We start from the raw sequence: 13,811 nt of genomic DNA, 5'->3' as shown, positions 1-13,811 counted from the left end.
AACGGTCAGGCTCCCCGACCGGCCCGTCAGCAGTCGAAGGCGAGCACCGACCGCAGCACGAGGCGCACGTGGTGCTCGAACGCGTCCTCGGGGTCCTCGAGGATGGCCGGCACGTGTCCGAACAGCTCGAGGCAGACGAAGCCGTGGACGGCGGCCCACACCGAGACGAGGTAGATCATCGTCGCGGGCTCGATGCCCTCGGGGGCCAGGTTGGCGGCGAGCTCGAGCACGTCGGGCCGCGCCGTCGGCAGCGCGTCGGTGTGCTCGGGGATCCGGATGCGGTCGGCCCGGAGCTCCTCGGACAGGACCTGCAGCGGCACGCTGTAGAAGGCGATCGTGTCGACGCGGAGGGCGTCCGTCTGCTGGCCGTCGCGGAACACCAGCGCGAACTCGGCCCGGTGGTCGAGGCACCAGCGTCGGTAGGCCGAGGCCAGCGTGACGGCCCGCGCGAACGCGCTCGCGCGCGAGTCGGCCTCGTCAGCGACCCGGAGCGCGGCGCCGGCCGACTCCAGCGCGTCGCGGGCGAGCGCGTCGATCAGGTCCTGACGTGACTCGAAGTAGCGGTAGATGGCCGAGGGCGTCATGCCGATCTCGCGTGCCACGGCCCGCAGCGACAGGTCGGCACCGCCCGGCGGGGGGAGCAGCAGGTCACGGGCCGCCGCCTTGATCTCCTCGATCGTGGCCATCCGGAGGCGGTCCCGGCGCGACAGCCCAGCAGCGCCGTCGGGCGCGGCCGAGGATCCGGTCGCCACCTCTCCGGGCGAGTGGTCGGTGCTGGTGTCCATCCCCCTCACCCTACGGGGCCGGGCCGGCTCCGCGCGGGGTGCCGAGCCGGTCGGTGCCCGACGAGAAAGGTAAAAGAAACACGCATCACGTTTGCGCCTCCTGTTCGTTTGGGAGAACGGTGTTCGCTGGACCGGTCTAGTCCAGTGGATCGACATCCCGAGGAAGGAGCCGCCGTGCCTCGCGCACTCGCACCGTCGGCCGACGTCGCCTCGTCGCGCCCGAGGCCGGGCCCGACCGGGACGCGCGTCGGCACGTCCCCCGCCGCAGCCGTGGCGCTGCGGCGGCGGGTCGCCCTCCCGCGATGCGCGGAGGTGGCGTCGGTCGCGATGGTGCTCGTCGGGGTCCTCGCGGCCGGGGGTGGTGCGGACGAGGTGCTCGTGCTGGGAGCCGCGTGGGCCGTCGCGCGCGGCATCGTCGGTGTGACCCGTCCCCACCCCGCGCTGTCGAGCACCGACCTGGCGGGCGTCGCGACGTCCGGGCTGGTCGCGCTGGGCGTGCTGGTGCTGGTCGACCTGGCCGTGCCCGGTGCGCAGCTGGGCGAGCCCGTGGCCCCCCTCGTCGTGCTCGTGGCGGCGGTCGTGCTGGCGCGTGCCGTCGCGGGTGTCCTCCGCGGTCGGCCCCGGGCCGTCGTGCTCGTGGACCCGGACGACCTGGACACGGTCACCACCACCGAGCACGACGTGCGCGTCGTGGGTCGGCTCCCGGTCGAGCGCCGCACGGGCCGGGTCGTGGGCAGCGCCGCGCGCTTCACCGACGCCCCGCTGGCGCACGAGGTCGCCGAGAAGCACGCCGACATCGTGCTGGTCGACCCGGGCCTCGGCCTGGGCACGGACGGCCTGCGCCGGCTGACGTGGGAGCTGCAGCCGACGGGTGTCCCGCTCGGCTTCCCGGCGCCGCCGGTGGCGCCCCACCGCATGGGCGTCGGTCGGCTGGCGGGGCGCGGGATCGTGTCCGTGGCGCCGCCCCAGGCGTCGCGGGCGCGCGCGGTCGCCAAGGGCGTCCTCGACCGTGTCGTCGCCGCGCTCGCGCTGGTGCTCGTGGCCCCGGTCCTGCTCGTCCTCGCCGTCGCGGTCCGCGCGGACAGCCCCGGCCCGGCGTTCTTCCGCCAGCTCCGCGTGGGGCGGGACGGCGTGCCCTTCGTCATGCTGAAGCTCCGCACCATGACCGTCGACGCCGAGGTCGTGCGGGCGGACGTCGTGCACCTCAACGACTCCGACGCCGTGCTCTTCAAGATCCGAGCCGACCCCCGTGTCACCCGCCTGGGGCGCGTCCTGCGCCGTACGTCGCTGGCTGGACGAGCTCCCCCAGCTCTGGAACGTCGTGCGGGGGCAGATGTCCCTCGTCGGCCCGCGCCCCGCGCTGCCGGAGGAGGTCGCGGCGTACGACGCGACGGAGCGCCGGCGCCTGCGGGTGAAGCCGGGCCTCACCGGGCTGTGGCAGGTGAGCGGCCGTTCCGACCTCTCGTGGGCGACCAGCGTCGACCTCGACCTGACCTACACCGACAACCACACCATCGCGGGTGACCTCGTCATCTGTGCGCGCACCGTCTCCGCGGTGCTGCGCGGGAAGGGAGCGTACTGATGTCCGAACTCCTCGCCGAGGCCGCGCGAGCGCGTCCCGGGGACGGACCGCGGGGGAAGGCCCTGCTGGTCAGCACCCAGGGCGGCCACCTGGCGCAGCTCCTGGCCCTCCGTCCGTGGTGGACGATCCGCGACCGCGTGTGGGTCTGCCCCGACACGCCGGACGTGCGCGACCGTCTCGCCGACGAGCGGGTCGTCACGTCCTACTCGCCGACCACGCGCAACGTCCCCAACCTCCTCCGCAACCTCGTGCTCGCGTGGCGCGTGCTGCGGCGTGAGCGGCCCGCCGTGGTCGTCAGCGCCGGCGCGGGTGTGGCCGTGCCCTTCTTCGTGCTGGCCTGGCTGCTCCGCGTCCCGACGGTGTTCGTCGAGGTCTACGACCGAGTGGACTCGCCGACGATGACGGGCCGGCTCGTGGGCCCGTTCACGACCCGTCGGGTCGTGCAGTGGGACACGCAGCTCGACGTCTACCCGGACGCCGTCGTCGTGGGACCGCTGCTGTGAGCGCGCCGCTCGTCGTCGCGATGGTGGGCACCGACCACCACCCGTTCGACCGGCTCGTCGGCTGGCTCGACCGCCTGGCCGCGACCCTGGGGCCGCGGGTGGAGGTCGTGGTGCAGCACGGCCACAGCGCACGGCCGGAGGTCGCGCGCGGTGTCGAGTTCGTCGGCCAGGCCGAGCTGACGGACCTGCTCGACCGCGCCGCGGTCGTGGTGTGCCACGGCGGTCCGGGCACGATCATGGACGCGCGACGGGCCGGGCACGTGCCCGTCTGCGTGCCGCGCGACCCGTCCCGTGGCGAGCACGTCGACGGGCACCAGGAGCGCTTCGCCGCCGTCGTCGAGGACGCCGGTGTCGTGCGGCTCGCCACCGACTTCTCCACGCTGGCCGACGGCGTCGCGGCAGCGCTCCGCGACAGCGGCCCCCAGGCGGACGCGGTCGGGATCGAGAGGGCCGCCGGTGAGTCCGCCGAGCGGTTCGCGCGCCAGATCGACCCCGTCGTGGGTCGGCGTGTCCGACGCGTGCGCTCGGTCCGGCGTGCCCTGCTGTCGCGGGTGACCCGGTGACGCGCCCGGGGCTCGTCGGGCGCGCGCTGGGCGCGCTCCGTCTCGACCTGGCCATCGCGCTGCGTCACGTGCTGCTCGACCTGCTGGCGGGGTCCGCGCTGGTGCCGCGGCCGCTGCGGTGGGCCGTCTACCGGGCGGCCGGCCTCGACGTCCAGACCGCCAACGTGTTCAGCGGTGTGCGCATCACGGGCCGGGGCCTCCGCATCGGGCGGCGCACCTTCGTCAACCACGACTGCTACCTCGACGTCGCGCGCGGCCGCGTGGAGATCGGGGAGGACTGCCACCTGGGTCCCGGCGTCATGGTGCTGACCGCCACCCACGGGCGGGACGAGGGCGGCCGGGCGGCCAAGGTCGCCGACTACCTGACGACCCGGATCGAGGACGAGGTCTGGCTGGGCGCGCGCGTCACCGTGCTGCCCGGTGCCGTCGTCGAGCGCGGCGCGGTCGTCGCCGCCGGCGCGGTCGTGCGGGGGCGCCTCGCCTCCGGTGGCACCTACGCGGGCGTCCCGGCCCGCCGGGTGGACGGCTCCCCCTCCACGGCGGTGCACGCCGTGACGACCGGGGGGACGGCCCGCCCGTGAACGAGACCGCCGAGCTCCGCCGCGCCCTGCGCCCGGTCGCCGCGCTCTTCCTGCTCTACCCGTTGTGGTGGGCGCTGGGGGTGCAGGTGCCGGCGTGGGCGCTGGTCGCGGTGCCCGTCGGGATGTGGCTGCTGCTCAACCGTCGCGTCCTCGTGCTGCCGCCCGGGTACCTGGCACTGCTGCTCTTCCTCGGCTGGGTCGGCATCTCGGCGGTGATGCTCTCGGGACCGCGCTACCTCGCGGCGTACGGGTTCCGGCTCGTGCTCTACACGGCCGTGGTCGTCATCGCCGTCGCGGTGTGGAACGTGGTGCACCGCGGCCTGCCCGGCCGCACGGTGGTGCGGTGGGTGGTGGCCCTCTGGGGCGCAGCGGTGCTGCTCGCCTATCCCGGGATCCTCGTCAACAACCTCGAGTTCACGAGCCCGCTCGAGGCGCTGCTGCGCGTCGTCGGGTTCTCCGACCCGTTCGTGACGGCGCTGACCCACCCGGAGTTCTCGGAGTACGACGGTCTCTACGGCTCGCCCCGACCGAGCCCCCTGTTCGCCTACACCAACGACTGGGGCGCGGCCGTCGGCATCGGGTTCCCGGTCGCCGTCCACGCCCTCGTCACGGCCCGCGGCCGCGGTGAGCGGCTCCTGCTGGGCGGTCTCGTGCTCGCGTCAGTCCCGCCGATCCTCGTCTCGCTCAACCGCGGGTGCTGGATCACGATCGGTGTGGCGGTGGCCTACGTGGTGGCGCGCCGCGCGGCGGCCGGGGACTTCCGGGCCCTGGCCGCGGTCGTGGTCGGCGTCGTCGGCATCGTCGGCTCGGTGCTGGCCATCGAGCCCGTTCGCCGGGTCATCGCGGCGCGGTTCGAGTACGGCAACACGAGCACCCGCGCGACCCTTTACGAGGCGTCGTGGTCGCTCGCCCTCCGCTCGCCCCTCTTCGGCTGGGGCGCGCCGCAGTCCTCGGCGGGCCTGGCGGACAGCAACGACGTCTCCATCGGGACCCACGGCCAGCTCTGGACCATCCTGGTCTCGCAGGGCATCGCCGGTGTCGTGCTCTTCATCGGTGCCGTGCTGCTCGTCTGGTGGCACGCCCGACCGCTCTCCGGCCGCGACCCCGACGTCTGGCTCCACGCCACCGGCGTCGCGCTCCTCGTGCAGATCGCGTTCTACGAGGTGCTGCCCGTCCCGCTGGCCGTCACCCTCCTCGCTCTCGCCGTCGCCGGCGTGCACCGGCGTCGTGCTCTCGACCACTCGCACACCAGAAAGGTGATCACCCATGCATGACGACACCGAGCTCGCCTCGGAGACGCGACCCGGCTCCGAGCTGCGTCGTCCGCCGAGCCTGGCCGGCGCCGTCCGCAGGCGCTGGATCCACGTGGTCGTCGGCCTCGCCGTCGGCCTCCTCCTCGGCGTCGCCGTGGCTGCGACGTCCGCGCCGGCCTACCACGCCCAGGCCACGGTCCGCGTCGGCGGCGGCCTCGTCGCGGTGGGGGACTTCACCTCCGACACGCTCTGGGCGGACGACCAGGTCGCGCTGACCCGCACCGACCCGGTCCGCCGCGCGGTCGCCGAGCGCATCGGCGACGGCACCGACCTCGACGACGTCGCGGACCGGCTGTCGGTGACGGTCGAGGAGAGCAGCAACTACCTCGTCTTCACCTGGACCGACGACACGGCCGCCCGCGCCGAGTCGCGGGCGGAGACGGCGGCCGAGGTCTACCTGGAGCAGGCCGAGGCGCAGGCCGTCGAGCGCTGGCGCGCCCACGACACGCGTCTCGCCGGCCTGCAGGACGAGACGGACCCCGAGGGCAACCGCGGCCAGCAGCTCGTCCTCGAGCGCATGCGGCTCGAGGAGACGGTGATCGACCCGGGCAGCGTGGCGAGCGAGGCCGCGGGCACGGCGGAGCAGTCGTCGCTGCCCACCGCCGCCCACGTGGTCGCCGGCGGTGCCGGCGGTCTCCTGGTCGGCATCGCCTCGGCGTACCTCGCCCAGGTCCGCAACCCGCGCCGTCCCACCCCCGCGGCGGCCCCGGCCGCCGCCGTCGCCGCGGCGGCCCCGCCGCTGCCGACCACGCCGCGCGCCAGCAAGCCGGCGACCGACGCGGCGCGCAACCGCCACGACCGCCCCCGCGAGGAGCGCGGCGAGGCGGCGACCACGCGGCGCCCGACCGGCGGTCTCGCGACCTTCTTCCGCGAGCGGGGCGGCAACGGCGGCGAGCCGCTCGACGACACGGGTCTGCCCGTGCTGGCCGAGGTGCGCGACACCCGGAGCGACGGCAGCGACGTCGTCGCCGTCGGCGTGGCCATCGCGCCGTGGCTGCTCGAGCGCGAGGCCGAGGACCCGGGGGAGGAGTTCCGCCTCGGTGTCTACGTGACGCCGGACCTCCCGGAGGACGCGGCCGAGATCGTGCGGCGCGGCCTGCGCGTCGTGGGCGCCGAGAACCGGCTGCAGGTCGAGACCGTCGACCTCGGTCGACCCACCTGGCGGGTGGACTTCGAGGCCTGCGACGCGGTCGTCGTGCTCGTCGGCTCGACGAGCTGGTCCAACGACGCCCTCCGCGTGGCGCGCCTGCACCTCGCGGCCGTCGACGTCGAGGTGCTCGGCCTGGTGCGGGTGGCGACCGATGCCTGAGGCCACCACGACCAGCCAGGTCAGCACCGCCGTCGCGGATCGGGCGCGCCCCGAGCGCTCCCTGCCGCCGGTGTCCGTCGCTATCGCGACGCGGGGCCGCACGGTGACGCTGCGGCGGGCCCTCGACGCGATCTGGGCGCAGACCTACCGGGGACGGATCGACGTCGTCGTCGTCATCGACGACGCCCGGGCGCCGGCCGACCTGGGCCTGCCCGCTCCGCTCGACCCGTCGCGGCAGTCCCTGCGGGTCGTCGTCAACGACCGGCGGCCGGGGGTCGCGGGCGCGCGGAACACGGCGCTCGCGCTCGCCGAGCACGACCTGCTCGCGACCTGCGACGACGACGACGCGTGGCTGCCGGGACGCCTCGACTGCCAGGTGCGCGCGCTCGAGGCCGACCCGGCGGTGCTCGCCGTCGGCGGCAGCGTGCGCATCGTCCGCGGCGACGTCCACACGGTGCGTCGGGCGCCCCGGCACCGCGTGCACCTCCAGGACCTGCTCGACTCCCGCGTCATGGAGCTGCACCCGTCGGCCCTGCTCTACCGCACGCGGCCGCTCCGGGTCGTCGGCGGCTGGAACGAGGACATCCCCGGCGGCTACGCCGAGGACTACGAGCTGCTGCTGCGGCTCGCGCGCGGCGGCCCCCTCGGGCTCGTCGACGACGTCGTCGCCGACGTCCACTGGAACGGTGGCTCCCACTTCTTCAGCCGGTGGCGCACGGTCTCCGCGGCGCTCGCGACCCTGCTCGGCGCGTTCCCCGAGTTCGCGGCGTCCCCCCGGGGCCGCGCGCGGATCAGCGGGCAGATCGCGTTCGCGCACGCGGCGGCCGGCGAGCGCGCCGAGGCGCGCACGTGGATGCGCCGGGCCTGGAGCGACAACCGCCGCGAGCCGCGGCTCGCGCTGACCGCCCTCGTGCTGGCCGGTGTCACGCCGGACCGCATCCAGGACGCCCTCCACGCCCGCGGGCGGGGCATCTGAGCCGATGTCCGCCCCGTCCGTCCTCTCCGGTGCCGAGCCGGTCGCGCCCGTCGCGACCGGCGGCCGGCGCGACCTCGCGCGCAGCGGCGCGGTCTCCCTGGTGGGTGCCGTGTTCGCCGCCGCGGGCGGGTTCGCGCTCACGGTGCTGGTCGGACGGCTCTTCGGTGCGCACGTCGCGGGTCTCTACTACCAGGCCGTCGCCGTCTTCATGATCCTCAACGGCGTCGCCCTCGCCGGCAGCGACACCGGCATCGTCCGGTCGGTCTCCGGCCACCGCGCCGTGGGCCACCACGTCCGCGCGTTCTCCGCGATGCGCTGGACCCTCACCCCGGTGCTCCTGTGGAGCCTCGTGGTGGCGCTGGCCCTCGGCGTCTCGGTCGAGCACGTCGTGGCCACCTTCCCCGCCGACGACCGACCGGCGGTGGCGGCGTTCCTCTGGGTGCTCGTCGGGACGCTCGTCGTCTCGGCCGTCGGCCAGGCCTCGCTCAACGGCACCCGCGCGCTCGGCTCGGTCCTGCCCTTCGTCTGGCTCTACCAGGTGGCGCTGCCCGTCACCCGCCTCGTGGGCGTCGCGCTCCTGTGGCTGCTCGAGGCCCCGGTCGAGTGGCTGCTGCTCAGCTACGCGCTGCCCCTCGTGCTCCTCGACGTCGTCGCGACCACCCTCCTGGTGCGCGGCCTGGCGCGGGCGCGCCGTACGGCGGGGGAGGTGGGCCCGGTGGAGCCCGAGGTGCCGGTGCGCGCGGAGCTGCGCGAGCTCTGGGGGTTCAACCTGCCGCGGGGCGTCGCGTCGTGCCTCGAGCTCGCCATCGTGTGGGCCGACGTCATCATCGTGGGCGTGCTGCTCGGGCCGGCCGCGGCGGGCGCCTGGGCTGCCGCGAGCCGGTTCGTCACCACGGGCACGATGGCGATGGAGGCCCTGCGCCTGCAGAGCGCCCCGGCCATGGCGGCGGCCTGGGCGCGGGGCGACCGGCGGGGCTACGACGAGGTCTACCGCGTGACGGCGGTGTGGCTGGTGCTCGTGTCCTGGCCGTTGTTCCTCGGCCTCGCGACGTGGTCGCCGCTCGTGCTCGGGCTCGTGGGCCCGGAGTTCGCGGAGGCTGCCCCGGCGCTGACCGTCATGGCGCTCGGGATGCTGGCCTACGTCGCGATGGGCAACGTGAACGCGGCGCTGCTCATGGCCGGGCGCAGCGGCGTCACCGCCGGCAACACGGCGGTCGCCCTGGCGCTCAACGTCACGCTCAACCTGGCCCTGGTGCCGTGGCTCGGTCTGGTGGGGGCCGCCGTCGCCTGGGCCAGCTGCCTGGCCCTCGACTCCGCGCTCTGCCTCCTCCGCGGGCGACGCCTGGGGCTCGGCCTGCCGGTCCGCCAGGTCGCGCTCGCCGGTGCGGCCGCCCTCGTGGCCTTCGGGCTCCCGGGGCTGGCCCTGCACCTCCTGGCCGCGCCGACCGTGGCGATGCTCGGGCTCCACGTGGTGGGCGGGCTCGTCGTCTACGGCGTGCTGCTGCAGCTCCTGCGGCGCCCGCTCGACCTCCCCGACGTCCGTTCCCTGATCCACCGACCCCGTCCGAACCGGAGAAACCGATGAGCAGTCTCGACGACACCCGTCTCGTCCGCCGAGCGAAGGACCTGGTGCCGGCGCCGGCGAAGGCCGGCGCGGCGGGCCTCGTGCGCCTCGCCGGCCAGGCGACCGCGCCCCTGCGTCCCGGGCCGGACCTCCTCGTCGTGGGCGCCAAGCGCAGCGGCACCACGTTCCTGTGGTCCTCGCTCCTGGCGCACCCCCAGGTGCTCCCGCTCGTGCCGGCGGCGCAGCACATCAAGAGCCCGCACTGGTTCACGCGGCACGCGGGCCGGCCGGAGAGCTGGTACCGGGGACACTTCCCGACGCAGCAGACGCGCCGGCGGCACGCGGCCCGCACCGGTGGCGCGTTCACCGTGGAGGCCGACCCGCTGCTCCTGCACGACCCGCGGGCCGCGGGCCGGGCGCGCGCCGTGCTGCCCGACGCCCGCGTCGTCGTGCTGCTCCGCGACCCCGTCGCGCGGGCGCACTCGCACTACCGCGAGCGCGTCAAGGCCGGCGTCGAGGGCCTGGGCTTCCCCGAGGCCCTCGCCGCCGAGGCGGGCCGCACGGCGGGCGAGCTGGACCGCCTGCGGGAGCGCCCGGCGTACTACGCCCGGGCGTGGGACTGGTACGCGTACCGCGCCCGCGGCGAGTACGCCGGCCCCGTCGCGGCCTGGACGGCCGCATACGGCGAGGACCGCGTGCTCGTGCTGCGCAGCGAGGACCTCTACGCCGACCCGACGGGCACGCTCCGCCGGGTCACCGACTTCGCCGGGATGGACCCGGTGGCGGCCGGACCCTCGTCGACCCGGCGCAACCGTGCGCCCGGGGTCGACCTCGACGGCGACGTCGCCGAGGAGCTGAGGGCTCACTACGAGCCGCACAACAAGGACCTGGCACGACAGCTGGGGACGGAGATCTGGTGGTGAGCACGATGACGAGACGATGGTGGACCGCCCTGGCTGCGCTGTGCGTGGCGCTGGGCATGCAGCTGGTGACCCCGCCGGCGCAGGCGCTGGTGTCGACGACACCGGCGCCGATGGAGCAGACGAACGGCCCCGTGTGGGCCTCGGAGATCGCCGGGGGCCGCATCTACGTGGGCGGTGCGTTCACCTCGACGCGGCCCGCGGGCGCCGCGGCGGGCACGAACGAGTCCGGGCAGGCGCACCTCGTGGCAATGGACGCCTCGACGGGTCGGCGCATCACCGGCTTCGCGCCGGTGCTGCGCAACACGTGGGACGGCTCGCCCGGGACGGTGCACGCGATGGCCCTGTCGCCGGACAAGGCGACGCTCTACGTCGGCGGCGACTTCAACGAGGTGAACGGCCAGAAGGCGGAGCACCTCGCCGCGTTCGACACCGCGACCGGCCGGTTCCTCGGCCAGGTGGGGTGGAACGGCGTCAACGGCAGCGTCCGTGCGCTCGATGTCTCGCCCGACGGCACGACCCTCTACGTCGGCGGCATCTTCAGCGCCGCCAACTGGAGCTCGCGCGACCGGCTGGCCGCGTTCGACCTGGCCGGCGGCGGGCTGACGTCGTGGCAGCCGAAGATGAGCGTCGCCGTGCCCGGCGAGGGCCTGCGTCCGACCGCCCTCGCGGTGTCGGGCGACGGCGCCAAGGTCTTCGTCGGCGGCACGTTCCAGCAGATGAACGGCGTGGCCCACCAGGGCGTCGCGGCCGTCAACGGCACCACGGGCGCCAACGCCAGCGGCTTCGGCCGCAGCTACCTGCTGGCCCCGACGAACTGGGCCACGACGCTCGAGGTCGCCGACGGCGTGCTCTACATGGGCGGCCGCGACGACCGCTCCGGCTCCTCGTCGCGCAAGGAGGGCGTGCAGGCCATCACCGTCTCGAACGGTCAGGTGCGGTGGTTCGCGCGCTGCTACGGCGACACCTTCGACGTGCTCGTGCAGGGCAGCGACGTGTACGTCGCGTCCCACGCCCACGACTGCAGCGCGGCCGGCGGGTTCGGCGAGACCAACCCGCGGACGTACGTCGCCATGCACGTGCTCGACCGCAGCACGGGTCGGGTCCGCAGCGGGTTCCAAGTGACGACGACCGGCACGACCGCCAACCAGGACTCGCTGCTGCTGTCCCGCACGCTGGCGAGCGACGGGTCGCAGGTCGTCATGGGCGGCGGCTTCGACTGGGTGCAGAACCAGCGCCAGGCGAACATCACGCGCTTCACGGCGCGCTGAGGACGGTGACCCTCGCGATGTCGTCCGCGCCGCGTGAGGTCACGGGTCGGGGCCGCGTCCCCGGCCCCGACCCGGCGTGGGCGCGCACGGCGGCGGTCGTGTGGCCGTCGGTCGACGAGCCCGGACGCACGGCGGCCCAGCCTGCCCGCCGCCGCCGGGGACCGGCCGACCCGCTGGGGCACTACCGGCTCGTGCGCTTCGAGGGCCGGGTGCGCTTCGTGGTCGCCGCGGAGCTCGGTCGGCGCGCCCGCCGGGCCGTGCTGCGCTACGGCAACGACCTCCGGTCGCCCTCGCGGCGGTGGGCGCGCCGCCTCGTCGGCTCCTGGTTCCTCCTCGGGGCGCGGGACCGCGTCGGCGACCTCGTGGAGGTGCCCGGCGACGACGACGCGCTCGGTCTCCGCACGGCCGCTGCGGCCGCCCTGGGCTGCGACGAGGAGGCGGTGCACCTCAGCTTCGCCGTCATCGACCGGGAGGGCAGCGCCCGGCCGACCGTCCTCGTCTCCGACGGGCGCGGGCACGCGCGGCTGTTCCTCAAGGTCGGGGCGGGCGCGGCACGGCGCGCCGCGCTCGAGCGCGAGCGGGACGCCACCGCCGTGGCGGCGGCCCGCAGCCACCGGGGCGACCTCGGCGTGGTCGTGCCCCGCCCCGTGCTGCTGCACCGCGCGGGTGCGGGCAGCGCGCTGGGGATGACGCCGCTGCCCGACGACGTGACGCCGGTCGACGCGCACGACCCGGCGCCGACGTGGCGCGTCCTCGACCGGCTCGTCGCGGCCGGTCCCACGACGGCCACCCGCCTCGGGGAGTCACCGTGGCTGCGGCGCCTGCTCGCCGACGCGCGCGGCCTCCGCGACGGCGAGGGCCCCCACGGGGTGCCGGTCGGTCCGGTGGTCGCGCACCTCGGCCGCCGTTCGGTCGAGATGGCCGCGGAGTACCACCGCCACCACGGCGACGCCTTCCTCCTCCACGGGCTGCGGCACGGTGACTGGTCGCCGTGGAACCTCGGCTGGACCGGCGCTGGCGCGCGCCGCCGGCTCGTCGCGTGGGACTGGGAGTTCGGCGAGGCCGAGGCGCCGGTCGCCCTCGACCGCCACAACTGGCACTTCGCCCGCGCCACGAGCGTGGACCGCGTCGCGGCCGGGACGGCTGCGGCGGACCTGCTCGAGCGCAGCGCGTCGGACCACCCGGGGGAGCTGGGCACGAGCCCGTTGACCGCCCGCCTGTTCCTCCTCGACATGGCCGTGCGCCGCGCGCTGCTGGCCGCCGCGGGGGAGCAGCGTGCCGCGGAGGCGGCGGCGGCGCTGCTCGACGTGCTCGCCGCGGACATCGACTGAGCCCGCGATCCCGGCGTTCTAGGCTGGCGGGGTGCCCCACGACTCCAGCCCGTCCGATCCGTCCCCGCGGCCCAGCGCCACCGACCCCGGGCTCGCCGGGCTCGCCGGGCTCGACGACCACCGCCTCGCCGAGCGGCTGGCGACGCTGGCGGGCGCACGGCTCGTCGACCTGCGGACGACGGCGGTGGCCGAGTCGTGGGAGACGAGCGACCTGAAGGACGCGGGCGACCGCGCCGCGCACGTGCTGCTGACGGGGTTGCTGGCCCGGCTGCGGCCGGGTGACGCCGTCCTCTCCGAGGAGGGTGCGGACGACCCGGCCCGTCTCGACGCCGACCGGGTGTGGATCGTCGACCCCCTCGACGGCACCCGCGAGTTCGGCGAGCCGCCCCGCGACGACTGGGCGGTGCACGTCGCCCTGTGGGAGCGCGGTGCCGGCGCCCCCGGCGAGGTCGGCGACCTCACCGCCGGGGCCGTCGCGCAGGCCGCGCTCGGGGAGACCTGGAGCACGGCGGACGTGCCGGTGCCCCCGCCGTACGCCGCGGGAGCGCCGCGCCTCGTCGTCAGCCGGAGCCGCCCGCCGGAGGTGAGCGACGTCGTGGCCGCCGCCATCGGCGCCACGCTGGTCCCGATGGGCTCGGCGGGCGCGAAGGTGATGGCGGTCGTGCGGGGCGTCGCGGACGTCTACGTGCACGCCGGGGGGCAGTACGAGTGGGACTCCGCGGCACCGGTCGCCGTCGCGCGGGCCGCCGGCCTGCACACGAGCCGGATCGACGGGTCGCCGCTGCGCTACAACGCGGCCGACGTCTACCTGCCCGACCTCGTCGTCTGCCGGGCCGAGCTCGCCGACGCCGTGCTGGCGGCGATCGCGGCCGGCTGAGCCCGGCCGGACCTGCCGGACCGGTCGACCCGTCCAGACCGGTCCAGACCGATCCCGTCCGGGGGTCGGTCCCCGCGGGCCGGTCCTAGTCCCTCCGGGCCATGCCCGGACCACCCGCCGTGACCCCTCCCGGGGGTCGCGGGTGGCCCCGTCGGGCTGCTGTGCCGACGGGCCGGACGGCGTTGGTCGGACGTTCACCCGAAGCGGTCGGTCCGTTGGCGGACCGCCCCCAGATT

At 75.8% G+C, this 13,811-nt stretch carries 13 protein-coding genes and 1 pseudogene; 13 read left to right on the top strand and 1 reads right to left on the bottom strand.

What is annotated here, in order from left to right; genetic code table 11:
• Positions 1-26: 26 nt before the first annotated feature.
• Positions 27-785, bottom strand: a complete 759-nt coding sequence (locus QE405_RS09420; RefSeq protein ID WP_307200044.1) for a TetR/AcrR family transcriptional regulator — start codon at positions 783-785, stop codon at positions 27-29.
• A gap of 327 nt (positions 786-1,112) precedes the next feature.
• Here QE405_RS09420 and QE405_RS09415 point away from each other — a divergent pair.
• From QE405_RS09415 to QE405_RS09360, 13 genes and pseudogenes are all read left to right on the top strand, one after another.
• Positions 1,113-2,063: pseudogene (locus QE405_RS09415) on the top strand (sugar transferase); the annotation flags it as partial.
• 55 nt (positions 2,064-2,118) lie between these two features.
• Positions 2,119-2,367 (top strand): sugar transferase, encoded by a 249-nt coding sequence (locus QE405_RS20945; protein WP_373459454.1) that lies wholly within the window; start codon positions 2,119-2,121, stop codon positions 2,365-2,367.
• Positions 2,367-2,870, top strand: coding sequence for a UDP-N-acetylglucosamine--LPS N-acetylglucosamine transferase (locus tag QE405_RS09410; RefSeq protein WP_307200040.1), 504 nt, complete (start codon positions 2,367-2,369; stop codon positions 2,868-2,870). Before QE405_RS20945 ends, QE405_RS09410 begins: the two co-directional genes overlap by 1 nt.
• On the top strand, positions 2,867-3,433 hold the full coding sequence (locus QE405_RS09405) for a glycosyltransferase (RefSeq protein WP_307200038.1): 567 nt from the start codon (positions 2,867-2,869) through the stop codon (positions 3,431-3,433). The genes QE405_RS09410 and QE405_RS09405 overlap by 4 nt, the downstream gene beginning before the upstream one ends.
• Complete coding sequence (locus QE405_RS09400) at positions 3,430-4,014, top strand: acyltransferase (protein WP_307200037.1); 585 nt, start codon at positions 3,430-3,432, stop codon at positions 4,012-4,014. The genes QE405_RS09405 and QE405_RS09400 overlap by 4 nt, the downstream gene beginning before the upstream one ends.
• Positions 4,011-5,288, top strand: a complete 1,278-nt coding sequence (locus tag QE405_RS09395) for an O-antigen ligase family protein (protein WP_307200035.1) — start codon at positions 4,011-4,013, stop codon at positions 5,286-5,288. The genes QE405_RS09400 and QE405_RS09395 overlap by 4 nt, the downstream gene beginning before the upstream one ends.
• Positions 5,281-6,636 carry a hypothetical protein gene (locus QE405_RS09390; RefSeq protein WP_307200033.1) on the top strand — a complete coding sequence of 452 codons (1,356 nt, stop codon included), beginning with the start codon at positions 5,281-5,283 and terminating at the stop codon, positions 6,634-6,636. The genes QE405_RS09395 and QE405_RS09390 overlap by 8 nt, the downstream gene beginning before the upstream one ends.
• Positions 6,629-7,612 (top strand): glycosyltransferase family 2 protein, encoded by a 984-nt coding sequence (locus QE405_RS09385; protein WP_307200030.1) that lies wholly within the window; start codon positions 6,629-6,631, stop codon positions 7,610-7,612. The genes QE405_RS09390 and QE405_RS09385 overlap by 8 nt, the downstream gene beginning before the upstream one ends.
• 4 nt (positions 7,613-7,616) lie before the next feature.
• Positions 7,617-9,197: a lipopolysaccharide biosynthesis protein gene (locus tag QE405_RS09380; protein WP_307200028.1), complete on the top strand. Its 1,581-nt coding sequence runs from the start codon at positions 7,617-7,619 to the stop codon at positions 9,195-9,197.
• On the top strand, positions 9,194-10,099 hold the full coding sequence (locus QE405_RS09375) for a sulfotransferase family protein (RefSeq protein WP_307200026.1): 906 nt from the start codon (positions 9,194-9,196) through the stop codon (positions 10,097-10,099). The genes QE405_RS09380 and QE405_RS09375 overlap by 4 nt, the downstream gene beginning before the upstream one ends.
• Before the next feature lie 5 nt (positions 10,100-10,104).
• Complete coding sequence (locus tag QE405_RS09370; protein WP_307200024.1) at positions 10,105-11,367, top strand: YncE family protein; 1,263 nt, start codon at positions 10,105-10,107, stop codon at positions 11,365-11,367.
• A gap of 17 nt (positions 11,368-11,384) precedes the next feature.
• Positions 11,385-12,698, top strand: coding sequence for a hypothetical protein (locus tag QE405_RS09365; protein ID WP_307200023.1), 1,314 nt, complete (start codon positions 11,385-11,387; stop codon positions 12,696-12,698).
• Positions 12,699-12,729: 31 nt separating this feature from the next.
• Entirely contained in the window at positions 12,730-13,575 is an 846-nt protein-coding gene (locus tag QE405_RS09360) for a 3'(2'),5'-bisphosphate nucleotidase CysQ (protein ID WP_307200021.1), read from the top strand.
• The last annotated feature ends 236 nt before the right edge of the window (positions 13,576-13,811 follow it).

It is taken from the genome of Nocardioides zeae (genome assembly GCF_030818655.1).
GTDB lineage: Bacteria > Actinomycetota > Actinomycetes > Propionibacteriales > Nocardioidaceae > Nocardioides > Nocardioides zeae_A.
Note: the sequence above shows the minus strand (reverse complement) of the source record. Positions and strands in the feature narration are given on the sequence as shown.